The sequence below is a fragment of the Nocardiopsis sp. FIRDI 009 genome, from assembly GCF_003386285.1.
In the GTDB taxonomy this organism is placed as follows: domain Bacteria; phylum Actinomycetota; class Actinomycetes; order Streptosporangiales; family Streptosporangiaceae; genus Nocardiopsis.
The window spans coordinates 30,538-52,623 of sequence record NZ_QPNC01000002.1 but is presented as its reverse complement, the minus strand read 5'-3'; the positions used below and the strand labels follow the sequence as shown (position 1 = coordinate 52,623).

General features: G+C 72.2%; 20 protein-coding genes and 2 tRNA genes. 11 read left to right on the top strand and 11 right to left on the bottom strand.

Annotation, left to right across the window (positions count from 1 at the left end; all coding sequences use genetic code 11):
* The first annotated feature begins 123 nt into the window (after nt 1-123).
* The 3 genes from DVR05_RS01710 (at nt 124) to DVR05_RS01700 (ending at nt 2,902) form a co-directional block, all read left to right on the top strand.
* The gene (locus tag DVR05_RS01710) at nt 124-1,191 is read left to right on the top strand and encodes an NAD-dependent epimerase/dehydratase family protein (protein ID WP_116244016.1); all 1,068 of its coding nucleotides are present in this window, start codon (nt 124-126) and stop codon (nt 1,189-1,191) included.
* A gap of 128 nt (nt 1,192-1,319) precedes the next feature.
* On the top strand, nt 1,320-1,757 hold the full coding sequence (locus DVR05_RS01705) for a molybdenum cofactor biosynthesis protein MoaE (protein ID WP_116244015.1): 438 nt from the start codon (nt 1,320-1,322) through the stop codon (nt 1,755-1,757).
* A 62-nt stretch (nt 1,758-1,819) separates the two neighbouring features.
* Nucleotides 1,820-2,902 carry a PDZ domain-containing protein gene (locus DVR05_RS01700; protein WP_198658994.1) on the top strand — a complete coding sequence of 361 codons (1,083 nt, stop codon included), beginning with the start codon at nt 1,820-1,822 and terminating at the stop codon, nt 2,900-2,902.
* Nucleotides 2,903-2,959: 57 nt separating this feature from the next.
* Here DVR05_RS01700 and DVR05_RS01695 read toward each other — a convergent pair whose 3' ends face one another.
* Nucleotides 2,960-3,487, bottom strand: a complete 528-nt coding sequence (locus tag DVR05_RS01695) for a PPA1309 family protein (RefSeq protein ID WP_232831923.1) — start codon at nt 3,485-3,487, stop codon at nt 2,960-2,962.
* Between the two features lie 293 nt (nt 3,488-3,780).
* On the opposite strand from DVR05_RS01695, the gene DVR05_RS01690 reads away from it, so the two are divergent.
* From DVR05_RS01690 to DVR05_RS01680, 3 genes are all read left to right on the top strand, one after another.
* Nucleotides 3,781-6,747, top strand: a complete 2,967-nt coding sequence (locus tag DVR05_RS01690; protein ID WP_116244013.1) for a UPF0182 family protein — start codon at nt 3,781-3,783, stop codon at nt 6,745-6,747.
* A 160-nt stretch (nt 6,748-6,907) separates the two neighbouring features.
* Nucleotides 6,908-6,984, top strand: a tRNA-Met gene (locus tag DVR05_RS01685).
* Nucleotides 6,985-7,315: 331 nt separating this feature from the next.
* Nucleotides 7,316-7,392, top strand: a tRNA-Met gene (locus DVR05_RS01680).
* 192 nt (nt 7,393-7,584) lie between these two features.
* Here the strand turns inward: DVR05_RS01680 and DVR05_RS01675 are convergent.
* From DVR05_RS01675 to hisN, 5 genes are all read right to left on the bottom strand, one after another.
* Entirely contained in the window at nt 7,585-8,304 is a 720-nt protein-coding gene (locus tag DVR05_RS01675) for an ABC transporter ATP-binding protein (protein ID WP_116244012.1), read from the bottom strand.
* A complete protein-coding gene (locus DVR05_RS01670) occupies nt 8,305-9,324 on the bottom strand; it encodes an HlyD family efflux transporter periplasmic adaptor subunit (protein WP_116244011.1) in 1,020 nt (339 codons plus the stop codon). It lies immediately after the preceding gene.
* 10 nt (nt 9,325-9,334) lie between these two features.
* Complete coding sequence (locus DVR05_RS01665; protein WP_116244010.1) at nt 9,335-10,585, bottom strand: ABC transporter permease; 1,251 nt, start codon at nt 10,583-10,585, stop codon at nt 9,335-9,337.
* Nucleotides 10,586-10,739: 154 nt separating this feature from the next.
* The gene (locus tag DVR05_RS01660; protein WP_116244009.1) at nt 10,740-11,294 is read right to left on the bottom strand and encodes a hypothetical protein; all 555 of its coding nucleotides are present in this window, start codon (nt 11,292-11,294) and stop codon (nt 10,740-10,742) included.
* Between the two features lie 92 nt (nt 11,295-11,386).
* Nucleotides 11,387-12,187 carry a histidinol-phosphatase gene (gene hisN, locus DVR05_RS01655; RefSeq protein ID WP_116244008.1) on the bottom strand — a complete coding sequence of 267 codons (801 nt, stop codon included), beginning with the start codon at nt 12,185-12,187 and terminating at the stop codon, nt 11,387-11,389.
* A gap of 137 nt (nt 12,188-12,324) precedes the next feature.
* Here hisN and DVR05_RS01650 point away from each other — a divergent pair, with 137 nt between their 5' ends.
* A complete protein-coding gene (locus DVR05_RS01650) occupies nt 12,325-12,909 on the top strand; it encodes a TetR family transcriptional regulator (protein ID WP_116244007.1) in 585 nt (194 codons plus the stop codon).
* Nucleotides 12,910-12,926: 17 nt separating this feature from the next.
* Nucleotides 12,927-13,217 carry a DUF2087 domain-containing protein gene (locus DVR05_RS01645; protein ID WP_116244006.1) on the top strand — a complete coding sequence of 97 codons (291 nt, stop codon included), beginning with the start codon at nt 12,927-12,929 and terminating at the stop codon, nt 13,215-13,217.
* A 59-nt stretch (nt 13,218-13,276) separates the two neighbouring features.
* Here DVR05_RS01645 and DVR05_RS01640 read toward each other — a convergent pair whose 3' ends face one another.
* From DVR05_RS01640 to aroA, 3 genes are all read right to left on the bottom strand, one after another.
* Nucleotides 13,277-14,176 (bottom strand): hypothetical protein, encoded by a 900-nt coding sequence (locus DVR05_RS01640; RefSeq protein ID WP_116244005.1) that lies wholly within the window; start codon nt 14,174-14,176, stop codon nt 13,277-13,279.
* Between the two features lie 85 nt (nt 14,177-14,261).
* Nucleotides 14,262-15,272, bottom strand: a complete 1,011-nt coding sequence (rsgA, locus tag DVR05_RS01635) for a ribosome small subunit-dependent GTPase A (protein ID WP_116244004.1) — start codon at nt 15,270-15,272, stop codon at nt 14,262-14,264.
* On the bottom strand, nt 15,269-16,552 hold the full coding sequence (gene aroA, locus DVR05_RS01630) for a 3-phosphoshikimate 1-carboxyvinyltransferase (RefSeq protein WP_116244003.1): 1,284 nt from the start codon (nt 16,550-16,552) through the stop codon (nt 15,269-15,271). The genes rsgA and aroA overlap by 4 nt, the downstream gene beginning before the upstream one ends.
* 61 nt (nt 16,553-16,613) lie before the next feature.
* On the opposite strand from aroA, the gene DVR05_RS01625 reads away from it, so the two are divergent.
* A complete protein-coding gene (locus tag DVR05_RS01625) occupies nt 16,614-17,786 on the top strand; it encodes a cysteine desulfurase family protein (protein ID WP_116244002.1) in 1,173 nt (390 codons plus the stop codon).
* A 36-nt stretch (nt 17,787-17,822) separates the two neighbouring features.
* Here the strand turns inward: DVR05_RS01625 and DVR05_RS01620 are convergent, their stop codons facing one another.
* Complete coding sequence (locus tag DVR05_RS01620; protein WP_116244001.1) at nt 17,823-18,446, bottom strand: peptidylprolyl isomerase; 624 nt, start codon at nt 18,444-18,446, stop codon at nt 17,823-17,825.
* Between the two features lie 304 nt (nt 18,447-18,750).
* Between DVR05_RS01620 and DVR05_RS01615 the strand changes: the two genes are divergently transcribed.
* Together DVR05_RS01615 and DVR05_RS01610 are read left to right on the top strand one after the other, a co-directional pair.
* Entirely contained in the window at nt 18,751-19,563 is an 813-nt protein-coding gene (locus tag DVR05_RS01615) for a helix-turn-helix transcriptional regulator (RefSeq protein WP_116244000.1), read from the top strand.
* A 56-nt stretch (nt 19,564-19,619) separates the two neighbouring features.
* Complete coding sequence (locus tag DVR05_RS01610) at nt 19,620-20,846, top strand: amidohydrolase (protein WP_116243999.1); 1,227 nt, start codon at nt 19,620-19,622, stop codon at nt 20,844-20,846.
* Nucleotides 20,847-21,182: 336 nt separating this feature from the next.
* On the opposite strand, the gene DVR05_RS01600 is transcribed toward DVR05_RS01610, so the two are convergent.
* Nucleotides 21,183-21,986, bottom strand: a complete 804-nt coding sequence (locus tag DVR05_RS01600; RefSeq protein WP_116243997.1) for a TIGR03089 family protein — start codon at nt 21,984-21,986, stop codon at nt 21,183-21,185.
* Nucleotides 21,987-22,086: the final 100 nt, after the last annotated feature.

The window sequence follows — 22,086 nt, the reverse complement described above, 5'->3', positions numbered from 1 at the left end:
AATCAGACCTCAGGCAGGATTAGGTTTGGTCTCCACTGTCACGTTAGCTGGGAGTCGCCCGGAGTGAATACCGAAAGCAGCCAGGTTCGCCCAGAGCACAGCCCGTCCGAAGGCGCGGGCCCGGTGGTCGCGGTCACCGGCGCCGCCTCCGGCGTGGGTCGGCTCCTCGTGCAACGCCTGGCCGAGCGGAATGGTTCCGTGGCCGCCCGGGAGGTCGTGGCGATCGACGACGAGTTCTCCGACCTGGACGGCGTCACCTGGCGGATCGCCGACGTGTGCGACCCGGGGCTGGTCTCGCGGCTCGACGGCATCGACGTCCTGGTGCACACCGCCGACGACCGCTCCCTGGACACCAAACCCGCCAAGCGCCGCCAGCACAACGTCCGCGCCGCCCAGACGGTTCTGACGGCCGCCGCCGCCTCGGGCGTGCCGCGCGTCATCCTCGTCACCGGCACCATGGTCTACGGCGCGGCCCCCGACAACCCGGTGCCGCTGCCCGAGGACGCCCCGCGGGTGTCCGACAACAGCGCCGGGCTGACCGGCGACTTCGCGGAGATCGAGGCACTCGTCGAACGCGCCCGCCGGGCGCACCCGAGCCTGTCCGTGACCGTCGTCCGCCCCGCGCCGCTGGTCGGCCCCGGCCTGGACACCCTGCTCAGCCGCCACTTCTCCGCCCCCCGCCTGCTCACGGTCAAGGGCCACGAACAGCGCTGGCAGTTCTGCCACGTCGACGACCTGGCCGGCGCCCTGGAGCTGTGCGCCCTGCACGGCGTCGAGGGCGCCGACGGGGTCGTGACCGTCGCCAGCGAGGGCTCCCTCTCCCAGGAGGAGGTCGAGGAGATCGCGGGCATGAAGTCCTTCGAGGTCACCGCCAACCTGGCCTTCGGCGCCATCCGCCGCCTGCACCAGGCGAGGATCACCCCGGCCGCGGAGGGCGAACTCAAGCACCTCGTCTACCCCTGCGTGGTGGACTGCCGGACCCTGCGGGAGGCCGGTTGGAAACCCCGCTACGGCAACGGGGAGGTGCTCACCGCCCTGCTGGAGTACCGGAGCGGCAAACCCGCGCTGGTGGGCCGCGAGCTGGGCGCCAAGGAGGTCACCATCACCGCCGCGGGCGCGGCCGGGGCCGCCGCCGCCGCGATCGGGACCGCCGCCGCCATCCGCCATCTGCGCCGGCGCGGCCGCGGCTGAGCGCCGGACCCCGGGCGCGCCCCCGGATTCGTGCCCGACGACGAGACCGCCCCCCACCGGCATGGAGGACCCCACAGGGGTTGGCCCGACCCCGGGACCGGGCAGGTCGGGGTTGGTACCGTCGAAGCGTGCAAGAAATCACTCTCGCCGCCGTACGCGACACGCCCCTGTCCGTCGACGAGGTCCTCGCCGCCGTGGCGGACCCCCAGGCCGGGGGAACCGCCGTGTTCATCGGCACGGTCCGGGACCACGACCACGGGCGCGACGTCGCCCGACTGGCCTACTCGGCGCACCCCTCGGTGGAGGAGCGGCTGCGCGCCGTCATGGAGAAGGTGCTCGCCAGCACCACCGTCCCCGGACGGCCGGTGGTGAAACTGGCGGCCGTCCACCGCGTCGGGGACCTGGAGATCGGGGACGCGGCGGTGGTCGTGGCCGCCGCCGCGGCGCACCGGCAGGAGGCGTTCGACGCCTGCCGCCGCCTGATCGACGACCTCAAGGCACAGGTGCCGATCTGGAAGCACCAGTCCTTCGAGGACGGTCAGGACGAGTGGGTCGGGACGCCGTAGCCGCCCCTGCCGGAGGAGACCGGGCGCGCGGCGGGGTTCCGCACGGGCCGTAGGGTATGGGCATGCTTCGTCGTGTCCTGACCCTCGTCGTCGCCCTCGTCCTGCTCGTGGGGCTGGCCCTGGGCAGCCTCCACCTCCCCATGCCCTACATCGTGGCGACCCCCGGCGTCACGGTGAACACCGTGGGCGAGTTCGAGGACGGCCCGGTGATCCGGATCGAGGGAGCCGAGAGCTACGAGCACGACGGCGCGCTCTCCATGGTCACCATCCAGTACGCGGGCGGCCCGCAGCGGCGGCTCAGCGCGCTGGAGGTCCTCACCGCCTGGCTCTCGCCGAGCAACGCGGTCATGCCCGAGGAGCTGCTCTTCCCGGCCGACCGCACGCCCGAGGAGGTCAGCGAGCGGCAGACCGTCCAGATGAACGACTCCCAGACCGACGCGACCGCCGCCGCGCTGGGCCAGCTCGGCATCGGCTACGAGGCGGTCCCGGTGGTCGCCGACACCGTCGAGGACATGCCCGCCGACGGTCTGGTCCAGGCCGGTGACGTCATCGTCGAGATCGACGGCGAGCCCGTCCCCACGGACACCGGCGACGGCGAACGGGCCGTGGGCAGCGCGGCGGTCGTCGACGCGGTGAGCGCGCGCGAGCCCGGTGACGTCGTGGAGATGGTGCTGGACCGGGACGGCGAGACCGTCGAGGTCGAGATCACCACGGCGGAGGGCCAGGACGGCACGGCCGCCGTCGGCATCCTCATCACCGACGACACGGAGTTCCCGATCGACGTGGAGATCTCCGTCGGCGACATCGGCGGGCCGAGCGCCGGGATGATGTTCGCGCTCGGCATCATGGACCGGCTCAGCGAGGAGAGCCTGACCGGCGGCGCCCGCGTGGCCGGATCGGGCACCATCAGCGCCGACGGCCAGGTCGGCGGAATCAGCGGCATCCCGCAGAAGATGGTCAGCGCCCGGCGCGACGGCGCCGAGTACTTCCTCGTGGCCGCCGACAGCTGCGACCAGGTCGCCGACTCGGCGGCCTACGGGGAGCTGGAGGTGGTCCGGGTGGAGACGCTCGACGACGCGGTCGACGCCCTGGAGACCATCCGGACCGGCGAGGGCGCACTGCCCCGCTGCGAGGGCCTGGAGTAGGTCCCCCCCCCGCCCGGGACGGTCCGAAGCCGAGCACAGGACCGAAGCAAACAGGGCTCAGCCGTTCTCGGCCCGACCGTCCTCGTCGATGTCCAGGGTCAGCGCGAGCGCGGAGGTCAGCGCCGGGATCAGGTCGGCCCCGCTGAGCACCTCGGCCTCGCTGTCGTGGCTGCGCATCCGCATCGCGCAGTGGCGCGACCCGTCCCGCAGCACCCCGGCGACCATCCGGATCTCCTCGGTCTCCCGGCCGGAGGAGACCGGGTCCTCGCCCACGGTCAGGGTCTCGTCCGACCCCTTCACCACCAGGCGCTCCATGACCAGCGCGCACCCGGCCACGTCCTCCGGCCACAGGATGCGGCCCAGCGCCTCCTCCAGGGGGACGTCGTCGGGGAGCGGCTCCTGCTCGACCGGCGTCAGCTCCTCCGGGTCGACCGGGGAGTCGATCCCCAGCAGATCGGCCAGGGCCGGTTCCGCCTTCAGCAGCTCGGCGGTGGGCACCAGGGCGTACAGGCCCAGCGGCCGGTCCCACCCCTGCTCGGCGGCGTGGCGTTCCAGGTCCATGACGGCTTCGCGAATGTTCGACACACTCCCATGGTGACCGATGCGGGAGCCTCGCCGGTCCCGATCCCGGACAGTAGGGTCACCTTGGGCGCGCCGGTTGCCGGTCCGATACCCCAACGATGCTCGCTCGTCACCCGGACGGGGGGATTTCGGGAACCCGGCGTCCTCCGAATAAGTTCTCAGTAATAAGGCGCCACACGCGCACCGAACGCATCTACAAGCCAGAACGAGGGGGAGGCGTGAGCTTCCGATCGCCCGGCGCACCACCTGCGCGTATGCCTCGCCGATCAAGGTTGCTCGCGCCTGTCGCGGCGACCGTGGTCGTCATCATCGCGGGCCTGGCGCTCGCCGCGAACTTCTGGACCGATTTCAAGTGGTTCAGCTCCGTCGGATACACGACGGTGTTCCTGACCGAGCTGTGGACGCGCGTGCTGCTGTTCGCCGTCTCCGCGTTGGTCATGGCCGTCATCGTCGGCGCCAGCATCTTCTTCGCCTACCGCTCCCGGCCCGGCGTGCGGCCGATGAGCCTGGAGCAGCAGGGGCTCGACCGCTACCGGCAGTCGATCGACCCGCACCGCAAACTGTTCTTCTGGATCGCGGTCGGCGCACTCGCCCTCCTGGCCGGAGCCGCGGCCAGCGGTGACTGGCGGTCCTACCTCCAGTTCGTGCACGCGACCGACTTCGGCGTCGCCGACCCCGAGTTCGGCAATGACATCGGGTTCTTCGCGTTCGTCTACCCGTTCGTGCGCACGCTGCTCGGCTACGTGTACGCGGCGGTCATCCTGGCGTTCATCGCCGCGGTCATCGTCCACTACCTGTACGGGGGCGTGCGCCTCCAGAACGACAGCGGCCAGCGCGCCACCCCCGCCGCCCGGGTGCACCTGTCGGTGCTCCTGGGCGTCTTCGTGCTGCTGCGCGCAGGGTCGTACTGGCTGGACCGCTACGGCCTGGTCTTCTCCGACCGCGGCTACACCTTCGGCGCGTCCTACACGGACGTGAACGCGGTCAAGACGGCCCTGACGATCCTCACCGTCATCTCCGTCATCTGCGCCCTGCTGTTCTTCGCCAACATCTACTTCAAGAACACCATGGTCCCGATGGCCAGCCTCGGTCTGCTGGTCCTGTCCGCGGTGCTGGTCGGCGTCGCCTACCCCGAGATCGTCCAGCGCTTCCAGGTCCGGCCGAACGAGCTGCGCCTGGAGGAGCCCTACATCGAGCGCAACATCGAGTCCACGCGCGCCGCCTACGGCATCGCCGACGCCGAGGTGGAGAGCTACGACGCCACGACCGAGCTGACGCCGCAGGAGCTGGCGGCCGAGGCCGACACGATCCCGAGCGTCCGCCTGGCCGACCCGTCCGTGATCTCGCAGACCTTCCAGCAGATGCAGCAGGTCCGCGGCTTCTACGAGTTCCCGGACGTGCTGGAGGTCGACCGGTACCCGGACGCCGAGGGCAACCTGATCGACACCATCGTCGCCGTCCGCGAGTTGGAGGGGCCGCCCGCCGACCAGGACAACTGGCTCAACCGGCACCTGATCTACACCCACGGCTACGGCATGGTCGCCGCCGCGGGCAACCTGATCGACGCCGAGGGCCGCCCGGTCTTCACCGAGTACAACATCCCGCCCCGGGGCGAGCTGAGCGAGGTCACCGGCGAGTACGAGCCGCGGATCTACTACGGCCGCGAGGGCGCGGAGTACGTCATCGTCCAGGCCGAGCGCGAGTACGACCACCCGGTCGACCCGGAGGAGGAGACCGAGGAGGTCCCCACCCTGGAGGACGCCCTGGAGCCCACCGAGAGCCCCGAACCGGACGAGGCCCGCGCCCCGTCCGACTCCGACACCGAGGGCGGCTCCGAGGAGGGCGCCCAGGACGAGGGCGCCGACGGCGGCGAGGGCGCCGGCAACGGCGGTGACGAGGGCACCGAGGACGACGGGTCCCAGGCCTACAACCGCTACGAGGGCAGCGGCGGCGTCCAGCTGAGCAGCTTCTTCGACCGGATCCTGTACGCGATCAAGTACCAGGAACCGAACATCCTGCTCAACAGCGCCATCACCAGTGACTCGCGCATCATCTACGAGCGCGACCCGCTGGAGCGCGTGGAGCGCGTCGCCCCCTTCCTGACCGTGGACAGCAGCCCCTACCCGGCGGTGGTGGACGGCAGGGTCCAGTGGATCGTGGACGCCTACACCACGTCCAACGGCTACCCGTACGCCAAGCCGATCGACTTCAACCAGGCGGTCACCGACACGTTCACGGACGGTACGGCGCAGCAGGTCGGCGCGCTGCCCGGCAACGAGGTCAACTACATCCGCAACTCGGTCAAGGCGACCGTCGACGCCTACGACGGCACCGTCACGCTGTACGCGTGGGACGAGCAGGACCCGGTCCTCCAGACGTGGATGAGCGCCTTCCCGGGCATCGTGGAGCCCCGGGAGGAGATGAGCGAGGAGCTGCTCCAGCACGTCCGCTACCCGGACGACCTGTTCAAGGTGCAGCGCGAGATCATGCGCGAGTACCACGTGACCAACGCCGAGGCCTTCTACGGCGGTCAGGACTTCTGGACGGTCCCCGCCGACCCGACCACCGGGGACGACGCCCCGATGCCGGCGTACCGCCAGACGATCAACTACCCGGGTGACGACGAGCCCAGCTTCTCGCTGACCACCACGTTCGTCCCGCGCAACCGCGAGAACCTCGCGGCCTTCATGGCGGTCAACAGCGACCCCGGCTCGGAGGACTACGGCCAGCTGCAACTGCTGGAGCTGCCGCGCAGCACGGTCAACTTCGGTCCCGGCCAGATGCAGAACGCCTTCGACTCCGACGCGGCGGTCCGCGAGGTCCTGCTGCCGCTGGAGCAGTCCAACGCCGAGGTGACGCGGGGCAACCTGCTGACCCTGCCGTTCGCGGGCGGTCTGCTGTACGTCGAGCCGCTCTACGTCCAGGCCGGTGGCGGCGGTGCGGCCTCCTTCCCGCTGCTCCAGCAGGTGATGGTCGGCTTCGGTGAGGACGTCGCGATCGGCGGCAACCTCCAGGAGGCGCTGAACAACCTCTTCGGTGAGGGCGAGGCGCCGCTGCCCGACCCGGAGGCGCCCGCCGAGGACGAGGAGCCCGCCGAGGGCGACGCGGACGAGCCCGCCGACGAGCCCTCCGGCAACGAGGCGCTCACCGACGCGCTGAACGAGGCCGTCGAGGCATGGGAGGAGGCGCAGGAGAACCAGGAGCGGGCCAACGAGGACCTCCGGGAGGCCCTGGAGGCGATCGAGGAGGCGCTGAACGAGTAGTCTCCCGACCCCGCGCGGGGTTCGGGTGACCGGTCGACGGGGCGGGGCCTTCGGGCTCCGCCCCGCCGGCGTCGGACCGCCTCCGGAACGGGGTGGCCCACGTCTCGCGGCGTCGATTTGGGTTCACGGCGCGGACACGCTACTGTTGAGAACACAACGACGCGGGGTGGAGCAGTTCGGTAGCTCGCTGGGCTCATAACCCAGAGGTCGCAGGTTCAAATCCTGTCCCCGCTACCAGCGAAGAGCTGGTGTGGTCGGAGGGTGACCCTCCTTCCACACCGGCTTGTCGCATTTTTCTGGAGGTCGCCCTCCAGACCCCCGAGAGTGATGCCGGGCCCGGGAGAAATTCCGGGTCCGGTGCTTTTCACTCACCGCCCCGCTCCGGCGGGGATCGGAATGCATTCCGAACGGGTGGAAGTCGGCGGTGGTCGATCCAGGGCGCGAGTCCTGATACGGTTACCGAAGGTCGGGCCGCGAGGTCGGACCGGGGTGGATCCCCATCGGTCGTTCCTCAGGAAAAACCGATTTGCCACCCGGGGCGATAAGGCCCTAGAATAGGGATCAACGACGCGGGGTGGAGCAGTTCGGTAGCTCGCTGGGCTCATAACCCAGAGGTCGCAGGTTCAAATCCTGTCCCCGCTACCACCGAGGCCGGTGCGGTCGGAAACACAGTTTCCCTCCGCACCGGCCTTTTGCGGTTGAGCGGAAATCTCGCCCGGAACCACCGCGGCGGGGAAATGCCGGAAAGAGTCGGGGCCGATTTCCGTCCGCCGCCGGGAGAACACGTCGGGTCGCGGCCTCCCGGGAGACCGCGACCCGACGCCGGTGGTCGGAGGGTCAGCGCGTGCGGCCCTCCACGAGCTCGACCACGCGGTCGGCCCGCTCGGCGACCTTGGGGTCGTGGGTCACCACGACCACCGCCGCGCCGCGCAGCTCGGCCTGGGCCAGCAGCTGGTCCATGATCATCCGGCTGCTCGCGGCGTCCAGGGCGCCCGTGGGTTCGTCGGCGAGGATGAGCGCGGGTTCCCGGCTCAGCGCCCGCGCCAGCGCCACACGCTGCTGCTCGCCGCCGGAGAGCTGGTGCGGCTGCGAGTCGAGGCGGTGCCCCAGACCGACGGACTCCAGCAGTTCGCGGGCGCGGGCGCGGCGGCGGAACACGGGCACCCCGCCCAGCACCATCGGCACGCCCACGTTGGCCAGGGCGCTGCGCCGCTCCAACAGATGGAACTGCTGGAAGACGAAGCCGATGCCCTCACCGCGCAGCCGGGACCGGCGGCCCTCGCCCAGGCGGGTGGTGTCCACGCCGTCGAAGACGTAGCTGCCGCCGCTCGGCCGGTCCAGCAGGCCGAGCAGGTTGAGCAGGGTGGACTTGCCCGATCCCGACTGGCCGACGATCGCCACGACCTCGCCGCGCGCCACCTGGAACGTGCAGTCGTACAGGACGTCGATACGCGTGCCCGAGACCATGAAGTGCCTGGTCACACCCTCCACACGGAGGAGTTCGGAGGTCTGGGCCGCCGGCGGTGCGGCCTCCGGAAGGGGTGTGTCGACCGACATCTACTCGCCCTCCATGAAGTACTCGTCCTCCGCGAACTCCTCCTCGGGGTCCCCGGGAACGTCGAACCGGGGGTCGAGCGGGACCGGGTCCAGGATCTGCTCCCCGACGCTGAGACCCTCGGTGACCTCCACCAGGGAACCGTCGGACACACCCAGGGCGACCTCGCGCGTCTGTCGGGAACCGTCCTCGGCCACGACCACGACCTCGCCCTCGTCGGAGGCGCCGCGCACGGCGGTCACGGGGACGGCGATGACGTTGGAGACGTCCTCCACGGCGACCGACAGCTTCCCCGTCACGCCCTCGTACGCCTCGACGCCGGCGGGGACACGGCAGACCAGCTCGGTGCCGCCTCCGCCGCCCCGAGCGTCCTCGCCGTCCTCGGCGGGGGCGCCCCCGCCGCCCCGCTCGGCCGGGCCCAGGGAGACGAACTCGCACGTGGTGGGCGCGGGACCCTGGTCGATGCTCAGTTCGATGTCGCGGGGCTCGCCGCCGAAACGGTACAGGTCGTTCGACGGGACTGACGCCACGGCCCAGAACTCGTCCGGGGCGACCGTCGCCACGACCGCCCCCGGTTCGACGACGTCACCGTCGCGCAGGTCGCCGATTCCGGAGACGTCACCGGTGCGGGGCGCGTAGAGCGTGACCTCGCGTGCGGCGGGGGCCTCGGCCCCCTCCCCGCCGGTGGCCGTGGTGTTCGGAACGGACAGGGTCACGATCGGGGCGCCGTTCTCGACCGGGGCGCCGTCGCCCACCCAGACACGGGTGACGGTGCCGCCGTTCCGCGCCGCGACGTCCTCGCCGGGGGCGGCCCGGACGGTGGCGTCCAGCACCATCACCGAGCTGACCGAGCCCAGCTCCACCGTGAACGGCACGCTCGCCTCCAGGGCGGCCTGCTCCACGGGGACCTCCGGGCCGCCGACACCGCCGAGCACCCGCGGCAGCATGACGTAGGCGCCGCCGCCCAGCCCCGCCAGGAGCACGAGCCCGGTACCGGCGATGATCCACTTCTTCTTGCTCATCTTGAGTCTCCTACTCGCGGAGTCCGGCGACGACGGACGCGCGCAGCGCCCGGGCCGCGGGGATGATCCCGGCCAACAGTCCGACGGCCGCGGCGCTGCCCAGCCCCAGGAGCACACCGCTCGGGGGGACGCGCAGGTCGACGCCGGGCGGGACGAGGTCGAGCTCGGTGACGACCGCCGATCCCAGGGCGGCCAGCGCCCAGCACCCGGCGAGGGCGACGATCCCCGCCACGACCGACACGACCACGGCCTCCATCACCACGGCCACGAAGAGCGTGAACCTGGACGCGCCCAGGGCGCGGTAGGTGGCCAGCTCGCGACGGCGCTCGCGCACGGTGACCAGCCCGACGTTGAGCACGCCGAGCAGACCGGTGCCGAGGGTGATGAAGGCGATGCCGAGGAGACCCCAGGTCATGTAGAGCAGGGGCTCCTCCAGCATCTCCGCGCTGTCGGCGCGGTAACTCCAGATCGCGTTCTGGGGGTCCTCGACCCCCCACCGCCAGGCGACCGTCCGCAGCGACTCGGAGAACCCCTCTCCGTAGTCCTCGACCCCCGGGTGGTCCGGGTCCAGCCGGACGACGTAGGCGTTCGAGCCGCCGTAGAACCCGAACCCCTCCTGTGGCGCCTCCTCGGAGTCGGGCGGGGCGAAGAGGATCTCCTCGGTGGCGGGGGAACGCAGGAGGTAGGCACTCTGCCAGGTGAAGTCCATACCCGAGTCGGCGATGACACCGACGACGCGGGCGTCCACCCACCGGTCCGTGCCGATCTGCACCCGGGTGAGATCGCCCATCGAGGCGGCGAGGGACTCGTTGACCACCAGGACGGGGGCGAGGGACTCGCGGTCGGCCTCGGTGAACCAGCGTCCCCGTGTCATGGTGATGCGGCGGATGTCGCCGAGTTCGGGGTCGACGCCGCGGATCTCCACGTCGGGCACGTCGGCGCCGCCGGAGCGGACGCGGACGGCGCCGCTCGGCATCTGGTAGAGCGAGACCTGTTCGCCGCCGGCGCGGTACAGGTCCTCCTCCAGGGCGTCGCGGTCGGTGACGTCGCCGTTGATCTCGACCTGGAGGGTCGCGGCGCGTCCGCCCTGGATCTCGCTGTAGGCGACGGCGTAGCGCTGCCCGAAGTCGCTGCCCGTGACCACGAGGATCAGCGCGCCGACACCGACGACGACACCGGCGCAGGACAGGATGGTCCGGGCGATGTTGGCCCGGGAACCGGTGAAGGCGAGCACGATCCCGGCTGTGAGGGAACGTAGCATTCGGCCCCTTCCCGTGTGTGGGGCCCGGCGCCGTCGGGGCGGCCGGGCCCGCGTGAATCGGGTGGTTTCACGACACCCAACGAAGGGAAGAGGAGTTTCGGTTCACGGCGGGACCGGGTGTGTGGCCGCAGGGGGCGGCGGAACCGGTCGGGGGTCAGCCGACGGAGAAACCGTCACAGGTCAGCGGGGCGCCGGAGGCGCTGTCGCTCCAGATAACGGTATGGACACCATCGGTGGGGGCGGCCACGGTGGCCCCCTCGGCGGGGGCGGTGAAGTCCTCGGGGTAGTCGACGTGGGACCAGGACCCCGGGGAGAGGGTGGCGTCGGCGGAGGACGAGGAACCGTCCGGGGCCAGGACGGTCACGGTCACCCCGGTGACCCCGGTGCTCTCGGCGGCCAGCAGGCCCAACCGGACGGGGGCGCCGGGGGAGACGTCGGTACGCGGCGCCTTGGTCCGCCAGGTGTCCGGGGTGGGGGAGTCGACGGCCGGGGAGCACATGAAGGTGTCGGGGTCGAACACGGTGTCGGGGAGGGCCGTGGGCTCGGACGAGGCGGAGGCGCGCACCTGGTCGGCGATCATCGCGTCGAGTTCCTCGGGCGTGTACCCGTGTCCGCCACCGCAGGCGGCGGCCGAGACGAGGGCCGCGGCGGGGGCGAGGAGGGCGGCGGCGCGGCGGAGCGCGGCGCTCAGGGGTGTCGTGGTCAGCACACCCGGCAGATTACTACCCGGGGTGAGGATTTGGGTGTGGAAAGTGACGGTCGTCGGTCGGGCGCTCACCGGCCCCGGGTGGCGGACACGCCCTAGCGGACGGGGGCGGGGCCGCCGTTGAGCCAGGTCAGAGCGGAGTCGTGGAGCAGACCGTTGCTGCACACCAGCGGTCCGCCGTCCTCGAAGTCCCCACCGCGCAGGTTGGTCGCGCGTCCACCGGCCTCCTCCAGGATGATCGGCAGCGGCGCGGCGTCCCAGAGCGACAGCTCCGGCTCGGCTGCCACGTCCACGACGCCCTCGGCGACCATCACGTGGGACCAGAAGTCGCCGTAGGCGCGCGTGCGCCAGACCGAGCGGGTCAAGCCGAGGAAGGAGTCGAGCAGACCGCGCTCCTCCCAACCGGTGAGCGAGGAGTAGCTGAACGAGGCGTCGGCGAGCTCCGACACCTTGGACACGTGGCAGCGGGTGGCCTTCGACAGGCCGCGTCCGGTCCAGGTGCCGCCGCCCCTGGAGGCCCACCAGCGGCGGTGCAGGGCCGGGGCGGACACCAGGCCGACGACCGGCCGGTCGCCCTCCAGGAGCGCGACCAGGGTCGCCCAGACGGGGACGCCGCGGACGTAGTTCTTCGTCCCGTCGATGGGGTCGATGACCCACACACGGTTGCTGTTGCCGGTCTTGCCGTACTCCTCGCCCAGGACCGCGTCCCGGGGGCGGGCGCGCGAGAGCACACCGCGCAGGGTCTCCTCGACCAGGCGGTCGGACTCGGTCACCGGGGTCAGGTCCGGTTTGGTGTCGACCACCAGATCGAGCGCGCGGAACCGCTTGAGCGCGAGGTCGTCGGCAGCGTCGGCGAGCACGTGGGCCAGCCGCAGATCATCGTCAAAGGACGCCATGGCCGGTAACGCTACCCGGCCCGGGACGCCGGTGGCGATGGGGGCACCCCCGCGTGACCAGAGTGTTAGTCACACCGGGGCCGCCGGAGGGTCCGGGAGGACGGGGCGCCGGGACCGTTCGGTGGGAGGATGGGGGGATGGAGACCGCGAGCGGACGCAGGCACGCCGAGGGGATGTCGGCGCGGGAGCGGTTGATGGACGCCGCCTACGCCGAGATCGTGGCCGGGGCGTGGCAGGGACAGCGGATGGCCGACATCGCGGCGGCGGCGAAGGTGTCCAGACAGACCCTGTACAACGTGTTCGGCAGCAAGGAGGGGCTCCTCCAGGCGATCGTGGTGCGCGAGGTCAACGGGCTGTTGGACACGGTCGTGCGGCTCCTGGAGACGGAGGAGCACGATCCGGCGCACGCCGTGAGCCGGGCGACGCGGCTGATCCTGCTGAACGCGCGCGACAACCCGCTGCTGCGGGCGGTGGTGACCGGTGACCGGGAGCTGCTGCCGGTGCTCACGACGAGGTCGGCGCCGCTGCTGGACGTGCTGGGGGAGCGGATCGCGTGGCGGGTGGGGGAGCGCTGCCCGTGGGTGGACGCGTCGCTGGCGGAGTCGGTGGCGGACGTGGCGGTGCGGCTGACGGTCTCCTACGCGTTGCAGCCGATCGACCCGGAACGGGCGGCGGAACGGGTCGAGCGGGTCGTGCACGGGATGCTGTCGCGCGGACGCTGAGAAGGGGGGCGTCTCCGGTGTGGGAGGAACCGCTGTCGGAGCGGGAGCGGCGGAAGGTGCTGAGGAAGTACATGCCGCACGGCCGGATCACCGCGCTTCCGGTGCGCCGCGCCGAGCGGTTGGTGCTGTTCGACCAGGTGGCGCGTGCCTTCGAGCCGGGTGTCCGGTACACGGAGGCCGAGGTCAACGCGGTGCTGGCGGGGTTCAGCGCGGACCTGGCGGTGCTGCGGCACGGCCTGGTGGACGAGGGGTTCATGGAGCGCGACCGGTCGCGGTACTGGCGCTGCGGCGGGACGGTGGACCTGTAGGGGCGCGGTCGGGCCGGAGGGGGTGCCCCCCGGCCCCGGGTGTTCGTGTGCCGGAGCGGTCAGTCGAAGAGCTGGTCGGCGTCGGTGACCGTCACGGCCCGATCGAGCCAGGACTCCAGCTCGGTGAGGTCGGCGCACCGTTCGATGCGGTCGCGGGCGGAGTCCGAGACCGGGACGTCGCGCACACGGAGGACACGCAGCAGGGCCTTTCGCTCGCCCTCGATCCGGCCCACCACCTGACCCTCGATGCGGCCTTCCTTGAGGCCCTCCTCACGCCCCTGCCCGACGTACTTGCGGGCGAAGTCGCTCTGCCACTCGTAGGTGCCGGTCGCCATGAGTTCCTCCCACTTCTGCCGAGCCGCCGCGCTGAGCTTGGACTCGATGAAGTCATAGTAGACAAGCCTGGTGTGTTCGGGCAGGGCGTCCAGGGCCGCTTCGGCGGCCTTGAGGACGGCGGGGTCGTCGCCGTGTGCGGCCACCGACAGCACGGACAGTTCCGGCAGACGCCTCGCCTGGTCGACGTCGTCGACCACCGGTGTGTTGCTCGGCCCCAGGACCGCGGGCGCGAAGGCGGTCCCGCCGGCCTCGAACTCGACGGGGGTCCGCGCCCACACCTCGGTGTTCCTGTCAGGGCAGACCACCATCAGTCTGACCGGGCAGCGCAGCATCTCTCTGACGGTGGCCACGTACAGCGGCCAGGTGTACGGCTTGTCCTGGTCCTTCTTCTGTTGGACCTCGGCGATGATGGCCAGCACCTTGGCCCCGTCATGGTCGTGCAGGACGATGACGTCGTCGGACCTGAAGGGCACGGGCTTGAGCTTGGTGTGGTCGGTGCAGCCGATCTCCGCACGGGCGAAGTCGGGCACCGGGAAACCGATCGTGTCGCGTAGCACGGCAGGAGCCAGTTCCGGATTGTTCTGGAACAGGCGCACCTGGAGCTCGTGGTCGAATCCGGGCATGGCAGGAGACTACCGAGCGTGACCGACAGATGTCGGGAAACCGGTGAATCCGTCCGTGCCCGGAGCGCTCCGGCGCGGCCGGGCGCTAGGCCCCGGGCTCCTCGTCGAGGGTGCCCTCCCGGCTGGCGAGCAGACGGCGCATCGACCCCACGCGGTCGGGGTCCAGGCTCCCCTCGGCGAGGGCGGAGGCCACGGCGCAGCCCTCGGCGCCCTCCTGGTGGGTGCAGTCCGCCGGGCACCCGTGGGCGACCTCGTCGATGTCGGCGAAACCCGCCACGATGTCCTCCGGCTCGATGTGCGCCAGCCCGAAACTGCGCACCCCGGGGGTGTCGATCAGCCAGCCGCCCTCGAAGGGCAGCGCGACGGCGGAGGTCGAGGTGTGGCGGCCCCGGCCGGTCACCGCGTTCACGTCGCCCACGGCCCGGTCGGCCCCGGGGATCAGCCGGTTGACCAGCGTCGACTTGCCCACCCCGGACGAACCCACGAACACGCTGGTCCGGCCGGCCAGCCGGGACCTGAGCCCGGACAGGTCCCCCTCCGGGCTCAGCACCTCGTACGGCAGCCCCAGGGGCTCGTAGACCCGGAGCAGGTCGTCGGGGTCGGCGAGATCCGCCTTGGTCAGGCACAGGAGCGGTTCGAGCCCGGCGTCGTAGGCCGCCACCAGGCACCGGTCGACGAAACGGGGCTGGGGCGCGGGGTCGGCGAGCGCGCACACGATGGCCAGCTGGTCGGCGTTGGCGACGATCACCCGCTCGACGGGGTCGGTGTCGTCGGCGGTGCGGCGCAGGACGGAGCGGCGGTCGCGGACCCGCACGACGCGGGCGAGGGTGTCGGGCCGCCCGGACAGGTCCCCCACCACGTCGACGCGGTCGCCGACGACGATGGAGCCGCGGCCCAGCTCACGGGCCTTCATGGCCACGACGGGGACGTCGTTCACCAGACACCGGTACCGGCCCCGGTCCACGGCGGTGACCAGACCCTCCACGGCGTTCTCGTGCCTGGGCCGCTTCCGGGTGCGGGGCCGGGAACCGCCCCGGGCGCGTACGCGGATGTCGTCCTCGTCCAGGTGGCGTCCCCCGCCCCGCGTCCGGCTCATGCCAGGACCTCCGCCCAGAGGCCGGGGAAGTCGGGCAGCGTCTTGCGCGTGGTGGCGATGTTCTCCACCTCCACCCCGGGCACCGACAGGCCGATCACCGCGCCGGACGTGGCCATCCGGTGGTCGTCGTAGGAGTGGAACACGCCGCCGTGCAGCGGGCGGGGGCGGATGACCAGGCCGTCGGGCAGCTCCTCGACGTCACCGCCCAGGTGGTTGATCTCGGTCGCGAGCGCGGCGATGCGGTCGGTCTCGTGGCGGCGCAGGTGCGCGATCCCGGTGAGCCGCGAGGGCGTGTCCGCCAGGGCGGCCACGGCGGCGATGGTCGGGGTGAGTTCGCCGACGTCGCGCAGGTCGGCGGTGATGCCGTTGATCCGACCGGTGCCGCGCAGGGTCAGGTCGGTACCGGAACGGGACACCTCGCCGCCCATGCGGGTGAACAGGGACCGCAGTTCGTCGCCGGGCTGGGTGGTGCGCTCGGGCCACCCCTGGATGGTCACCTCGCCCCCGCTGACCAGGGCGGCGGCCAGGAACGGCGCGGCGTTGGACAGGTCGGGTTCGACGGTGATCTCGGTGGCCTTGACCGGTCCCGGCTCCACCCGCCAGGAGTTCTCCCCGGTGGAGACCGCCACCCCCACGGCTCGGAGCATCTCCACCGTCATGTCCAGGTGCGGCTGGGAGGGCACGGGCGGACCCTGGTGGCGCACGTGCACGCCCTGGTCGAACCGGGCGCCGCTGAGCAGGAGCGCCGAGACGAACTGGGACGACCCGGAGGCGTCCAGGGTGACCTCGCCGCCGGGCACCGCGCCGGTGCCGTGGATGGTCATGGGCAGGGCGCCGCAGCCGCCGTCGTCGATGTCCGCGCCGAGGGCGCGCAGGGCGTTCAGGAGTTCGTCGACGGGCCGTTCGCGGGCGCGCGGGTCGCCGTCGAAGTGGACGTCGCCGGTGGCGAGGGCGGCGAGCGGCGGAACGAAGCGCATGACCGTTCCGGCGTTGCCGACGTCGACCGACGCCGGGCCGCGCAGCGCGGCGGGGGTGACGACGAGGTCCGCGCCGTCCTGGACGACGCCCACGCCCAGGGCGCGCAGCGCGCCGACCATGAGTTCGCTGTCACGGCTGGCGAGCGGGCGGCGCACGACGCACGGCGTCTGTGACAGCGCCGCCAGTACGAGCGCCCGGTTGGTCACGGACTTGGAGCCGGGCAGGGACAGCCGCGCGCTCACCGGGCGCTGGGCCGTGGGAGCGTGCCAGTGGTGGTCGGCGGGGCGCGAGGAGTCAGGCATGCCTCAAGGTTATCGGGACCGAGGCCGTGGACGGCGATGACGGGCGTATTCTGGGAGCGCCATGGTGTATCTGGATCACGCAGCCACGACCGAGGTCCGTCCGGAGGTCGTCGCCGACCTCACGGAGGAGCTCGGCTCCCTCGGCAACCCCTCGTCGCTGCACGGCCACGGCCGCGCCGCGCGCCGCACGGTCGAGGAGGCGAGGGAACGCCTCGCGGGCGCCCTCGGCTGCACCCCGCACGAGGTGGTCTTCACCGGCGGCGGCACCGAGTCCGACAACATCGCGGTCAAGGGCCTGTACTGGTCCCGCAACGCCGAGGACCCGCGGCGGCGGCGGATTCTGGTCAGCGCGGTCGAACACCACGCGGTCCTGGACCCGGCGCACTGGATGGCCGAGCACCAGGGGGCCGTCTTCGAGGCGCTCCCCGTGGACGGCTCGGGGCGTGTCGCCCCCCACGCGCTGAGGGAGGCGATCGAACGCGACCCCGGTTCGGTCGCCCTGGTCTCGGTCATGTGGGCCAACAACGAGGTCGGCACCGTGCAGCCGGTGGCCGAACTGGCGGCCGTGGCCGCCGAACACCGGATCCCCTTCCACACGGACGCCGTCCAGGCCGTCGGAGCGGAGGCGGTGGACTTCGCCGCCAGCGGCGTCAGCGCCCTGACGGTGAGCGGCCACAAGCTCGGCGGCCCGGTCGGGGCGGGCGCCCTGGTCGTCGGCCGGGGACTGGCTCCGGTTCCCGTCCTGCACGGCGGCGGCCAGGAACGCGACATCCGCTCGGGCAGCCTGTCCACGCCCCTGCTGCGCGGGCTGGCCACGGCCGTCGACCTCGCCGTGGCCGAGCGGGAGGAGCACGCCAAGCACCTGGCCTCGCTCCGGGACGAACTGGAGGAGCGCGTGCGGGCTGAGGTGCCGGACGTCGTCGTCAACGGCGACCCCGACGGGAGGCTGCCCGGGATCTCCCACCTGTCCTTCCCCGGCTGCGAGGGGGACGCGCTGCTCATGCTGCTCGACGCGCGGGGCATCTCCTGTTCGACCGGGTCGGCGTGCTCGGCGGGGGTCGCCCAGCCCAGCCACGTGCTCCTGGCGATGGGGGCCGACCCGGACACCGCGTTGAGCAGTCTGCGGCTGTCCCTGGGCCGGACCTCCACCACGGAGGACGTCGCGGCGCTGGCCGGGGCGATCGGACCCGCCGTCGAGCGGGCCCGCGCGGCCAGGGCCAAACGGCGTCGCTAGGTTCCGTCCGGGGCGGAGGCCCGCGACGGGCACGGCTCAGTCGCCGGAGCGCTGGATCGTGACGGACTCCAGCACGACGTCCTCCACCGGGCGGTCGCTCTGGTCGGTCTCCACCCGGGAGATCGCCTCCACCACCGCGTAGGACTCGTCGTCGGCCACCTGGCCGAAGATCGTGTGCCTGTCGTTCAGGTGGGTGGTCGGCGCCACCGTGATGAAGAACTGCGACCCGTTGGTGTCCGGGCCCGAGTTGGCCATGGCCAGCACGCCCGGTTCGTCGAAGGTGCGGCCGGAGTCGAACTCGTCGGCGAACGTGTACCCGGGGCCGCCGCGCCCGGTCCCCTCGGGGTCGCCGCCCTGGATCATGAACCCCTCGATCACCCGGTGGAAGACGGTCCCGTCGTAGAAGGCCGCATCCCCGGTCACCGGGTTGGGCACGCCCTCCCCCTCGGCGAGGTCGACGAAGTTGGCGACGGCCAGGGGGGCGTCCTCCGGGAAGAGCTCCACCGTGATGTCGCCCTCGCTGGTGCTCAGCACCGCGCCCTCCACGTCCGACACCCCCGTGTCCGACACCTCCGTGTCCGTTCCGCCCTGGCAGGCCGTCGCGGCCAGCAGGGCGGCGGAGGCCAGGAGCGCGGTCGCCGGCGGGGTCAAGCGCTTCATCGGTTCACTCCCGAGGTGAGGTTCGCGGCTGGGCGTCACTCAGAGTACTGGGACAGGAGGGGGTGTCCCACCCCGGGGCACGCCGACCACCCGGAGCCGCGCGGGTCAGCGGGGTCCGGGAGGATGTTCCGAACGCGTCCGGTCATGGGACGGCATTGTCGGTTCTTGTACTGACTTATCACGGACCGCCGCACCCGCCCTGTCGCTTGACCAGCCCCACCGCCACGGGAGAGGGTCGGATGAAGGGGCGGGTCCGACCCGAGGGACACGGCCCGCCCGACCGGCGACGGGAGAGGATTCGGGAGTGAACACTGCGTTGCCGTCTGCGATGTGGCTCCCCTTCGGCGCGCGGGTACTGCGCGCCAGGTCCGACAGGGGGCTCTCGCGCGCCGAGCTGGCCAGGACCGTCGGGGTGACCGACGACAAACTCCGCGAGGTGGAGGACGCGCACTGCCGACCGGCCCGGACGCTGGTCGAGCGGGTGGACACCGCACTGGGCGCCGACCACCAGCTGGTCGACGCCTGGGCGATCACCCTCCAGGCCGAGGCCTTCCCCAACGAGTTCGGGGACATGCGGGAGCTCGGCACGCACGCGGCGCGGCTCTGGGAGCACCAGCCCATGGCCGTGCCCACGTTCCTGCGCACCCGGGAGTACTCCCGGGCCATCCTGGGGCCCGCCCACCCCGACCTCGGCGCCGACCAGGTCGAGGCCATGGTGGAGGAGGAGATGGCCCACCGGGCGGCGATGACCGGACCGGAGGGCCCCCGGCTGCGGGTGGTGCTCAACGAGATCGCCCTGACCCGGCCCCAGGGCGGCGCGGCCGTCATCAACGCCCAGCGCGCCTTCCTGGCCGACCTCATCGAGGCGGGCATCGTCACCATGGGCGTGATCCCCGAGCAGACTCCACACCACCCGGGACTGGGGGGAGCCTTCCGGCTGATGGAGTTCGAGGACCGGCCCAGCATGGTCTACGCGTTCGCCGCGCAGGGGGGAGACCTCACGGCCGAGACCGAGCAGGTCGGACGGTGCACGATGGTGCGCGACGCCATCGAGGGCGCCGCGGTCGAACTGACACCGGACTCGGAGATCCTGACCGCGCGGTGGCCCGGGCGCTGACCCCCGAGCCGACCCGCCCGTTGGGGGGACGCCCGGGATGGGCTAGGTTGCCCGCCATGGATATCGCGATCACTTCCGGGTACGTCGTGCCCGTCGACGGGGACCCCGTCGACGGCGGCACGGTCCTCATCTCCGACGGCACCATCACCGCGGTCGGCCCGGACGCCGACGTCACCGTCCCCGAGGGGGCCACGGTCGTCGACGCCTCCGGAAAGTGGGTGCTGCCCGGCTTCGTCGAGGCGCACGGACACATCGGCATCGACGAGGAGGGCGTCGGCTGGGCGGGCGACGACACCAACGAGATGACCGACCCCAACGGCGCCCGCATGCGCGCCCTGGACGCCATCAATCCCGCCGACCGGGGCTTCGTCGACGCCCTGTCCGGCGGTGTGACCAGTTCCGTCGTTAAGCCCGGCTCCGGCAACCCGATCGGCGGCCAGACGGTGGCGGTCAAGTGCTGGGGCCGCAGCATGGAGGACCGGCTGATCAGGCAGCCGACCAGCGTCAAGAGCGCCCTGGGGGAGAACCCCAAGCGCGTGTACGGGGAGAAGAAGCAGCTGCCCTCGACACGGCAGGGCGTGGCGGCGGTCATCCGCGACGCGTTCACCAAGGCGCAGGACTACAAGGCCAAGCGGGACCACGCGGCGGCCGAGGGCACCCCCTTCGACCGGGACAACGCCATGGAGGTCCTGGTCCGGGTCCTGGACGGCGAGTTGCCGTGGTGCCAGCACGTCCACCGCGCCGACGACATGCACACGGCGATGCGCCTGGCCGACGAGTTCGGGTACCGCCTGATCATCAACCACTGCACCGAGGGCCACCTGCTCGCCGACGAGATCGCCGCGCGCGGTGTCCCCGTGATCTCGGGCCCGCTGATGACGAGCCGCTCCAAGGTCGAGGTGAAGAACAAGACCCTGGCCAACCCGGGCATCCTCGACCGGGCGGGGGTGAAGGTCGCGCTGACCACCGACCACCCGGTCGTCCCGATCGAGTTCCTCGTGCACCAGGCCACCCTGTGCGTGAAGGAGGGTCTGGACCGCGACACCGCGATCCGAGCGATCACCCTCAACCCCGCCGAGATCATGGGGATCGACGACCGGGTGGGCGCGCTGCGGCCCGGCCTGGACGGCGACGTGGTGGTGTGGTCGGGCGACCCGCTGGACGTCATGAGCCGCGCCCTGCGCGTGTTCGTCGAGGGCCGCGAGGTGTACACCTACGACGAGGAGCGCCGGGAGGGCGTGGTCGCGGACGCCTTCTACCGCGAGGAGCGGGCGGCCTCCTGAGGCCCCTCAGGTGCGCGGCCGGGCCCCGGAGGGCGGTCGCACCCGGGTCTGAGGCATGGCTGGCCGGCGAAGATAGGGAAAACCTCCCATAGTGGGGGCGCCCTCCTTAGCGGAAGTCTGGTGTGGGCCGGGACGCACGGTCCCGGCCCACCGGACCACCAGGAGGACGCCATGCACCCCGACATCCACGCCCGAGCCGCCGATCTCTACCGCGCCGAGCGGGAGCGCGAGGCCCGCGAGGCCCGCGAGGCCCGAATGGCCCGCGAGGCGCGAAGGGCCCGCGAGGCGCGAAGGGCCGCCGGGAAGCGCGCGGACCGCCGGGCCGGGAGGGGCGGGTCAGCCCAGCGCGCGAAGACCCCCCGCGGCCGCGACGCCGCTGTCCGTCAGGTCCAGGACCGCGGTGGCGCCTTCCATCTTCAGGCGTGAGAGGAGGTCGGGCGCGTCCCCGGGGCCGCCCTGGAGGAGCACCAGCGGAGCGCCCGCGGCCACCGCCGCCAGGAGGACCGAGGCGTCCTCGCCGAACACGGACAGCGGGGTGCCGGGGCCGATCACGAGCCCCACGCGGTCCTCGCCCGTGAGCGACCACCGCTCGGCGCGCTCCCGCGCGGCCGAGACCAGTTCCGCTCCGGTCCACTCGCGTCCGCTCGCGTACGCGGGCGACCCGGGGTCGAGCGGGTAGGGGGAGAAGTGATCGCCGTGCCCCCGGGCCTCGGTGGTGTAGTCCAGCACCATCGGCGGCAGGTCCCGCAGGGGCAGCCCGAGCGGGTGCAGCGACGCGCCCATGACCTCCTCCGCGCCGCTGTCGAGAGCCGACTCCAGCCGGTCGGCGTCGGCCACCGCGATCTGCGCCCCCTCGGGGAACGCGTCCGCGTCCACGGGCACCGCCACGGCCCCGACCGACCAGGACGACAGGAGCCAGACGATCGACTGCCAGTGCACGGGCAGCGCGACCGCCACCCGGTCGTCCGGCTGGGTCCCGAAGCCGTCCACCATCATGTTCGCGGTCTTGGACACCCAGTTGTCGAGGGTGGCCGGGGAGAGCTCGACCCTGCCTCCCAGCGCGTCGTAGGAGGTCACGAAGGGGTGAGCGGGGGCGGCGGCGACGAGGTTCCGCCACAGCTGTGCTGGAGTTTCGGACATGCCGCCACTCTAGGGCGTGTGTCGCGGACACCCACCCCGCTGCGCGGCGCCCCCGCTCCCACGGGGTTCGGGCGGTGGTTCCCGCCGGACATTCCCTCCG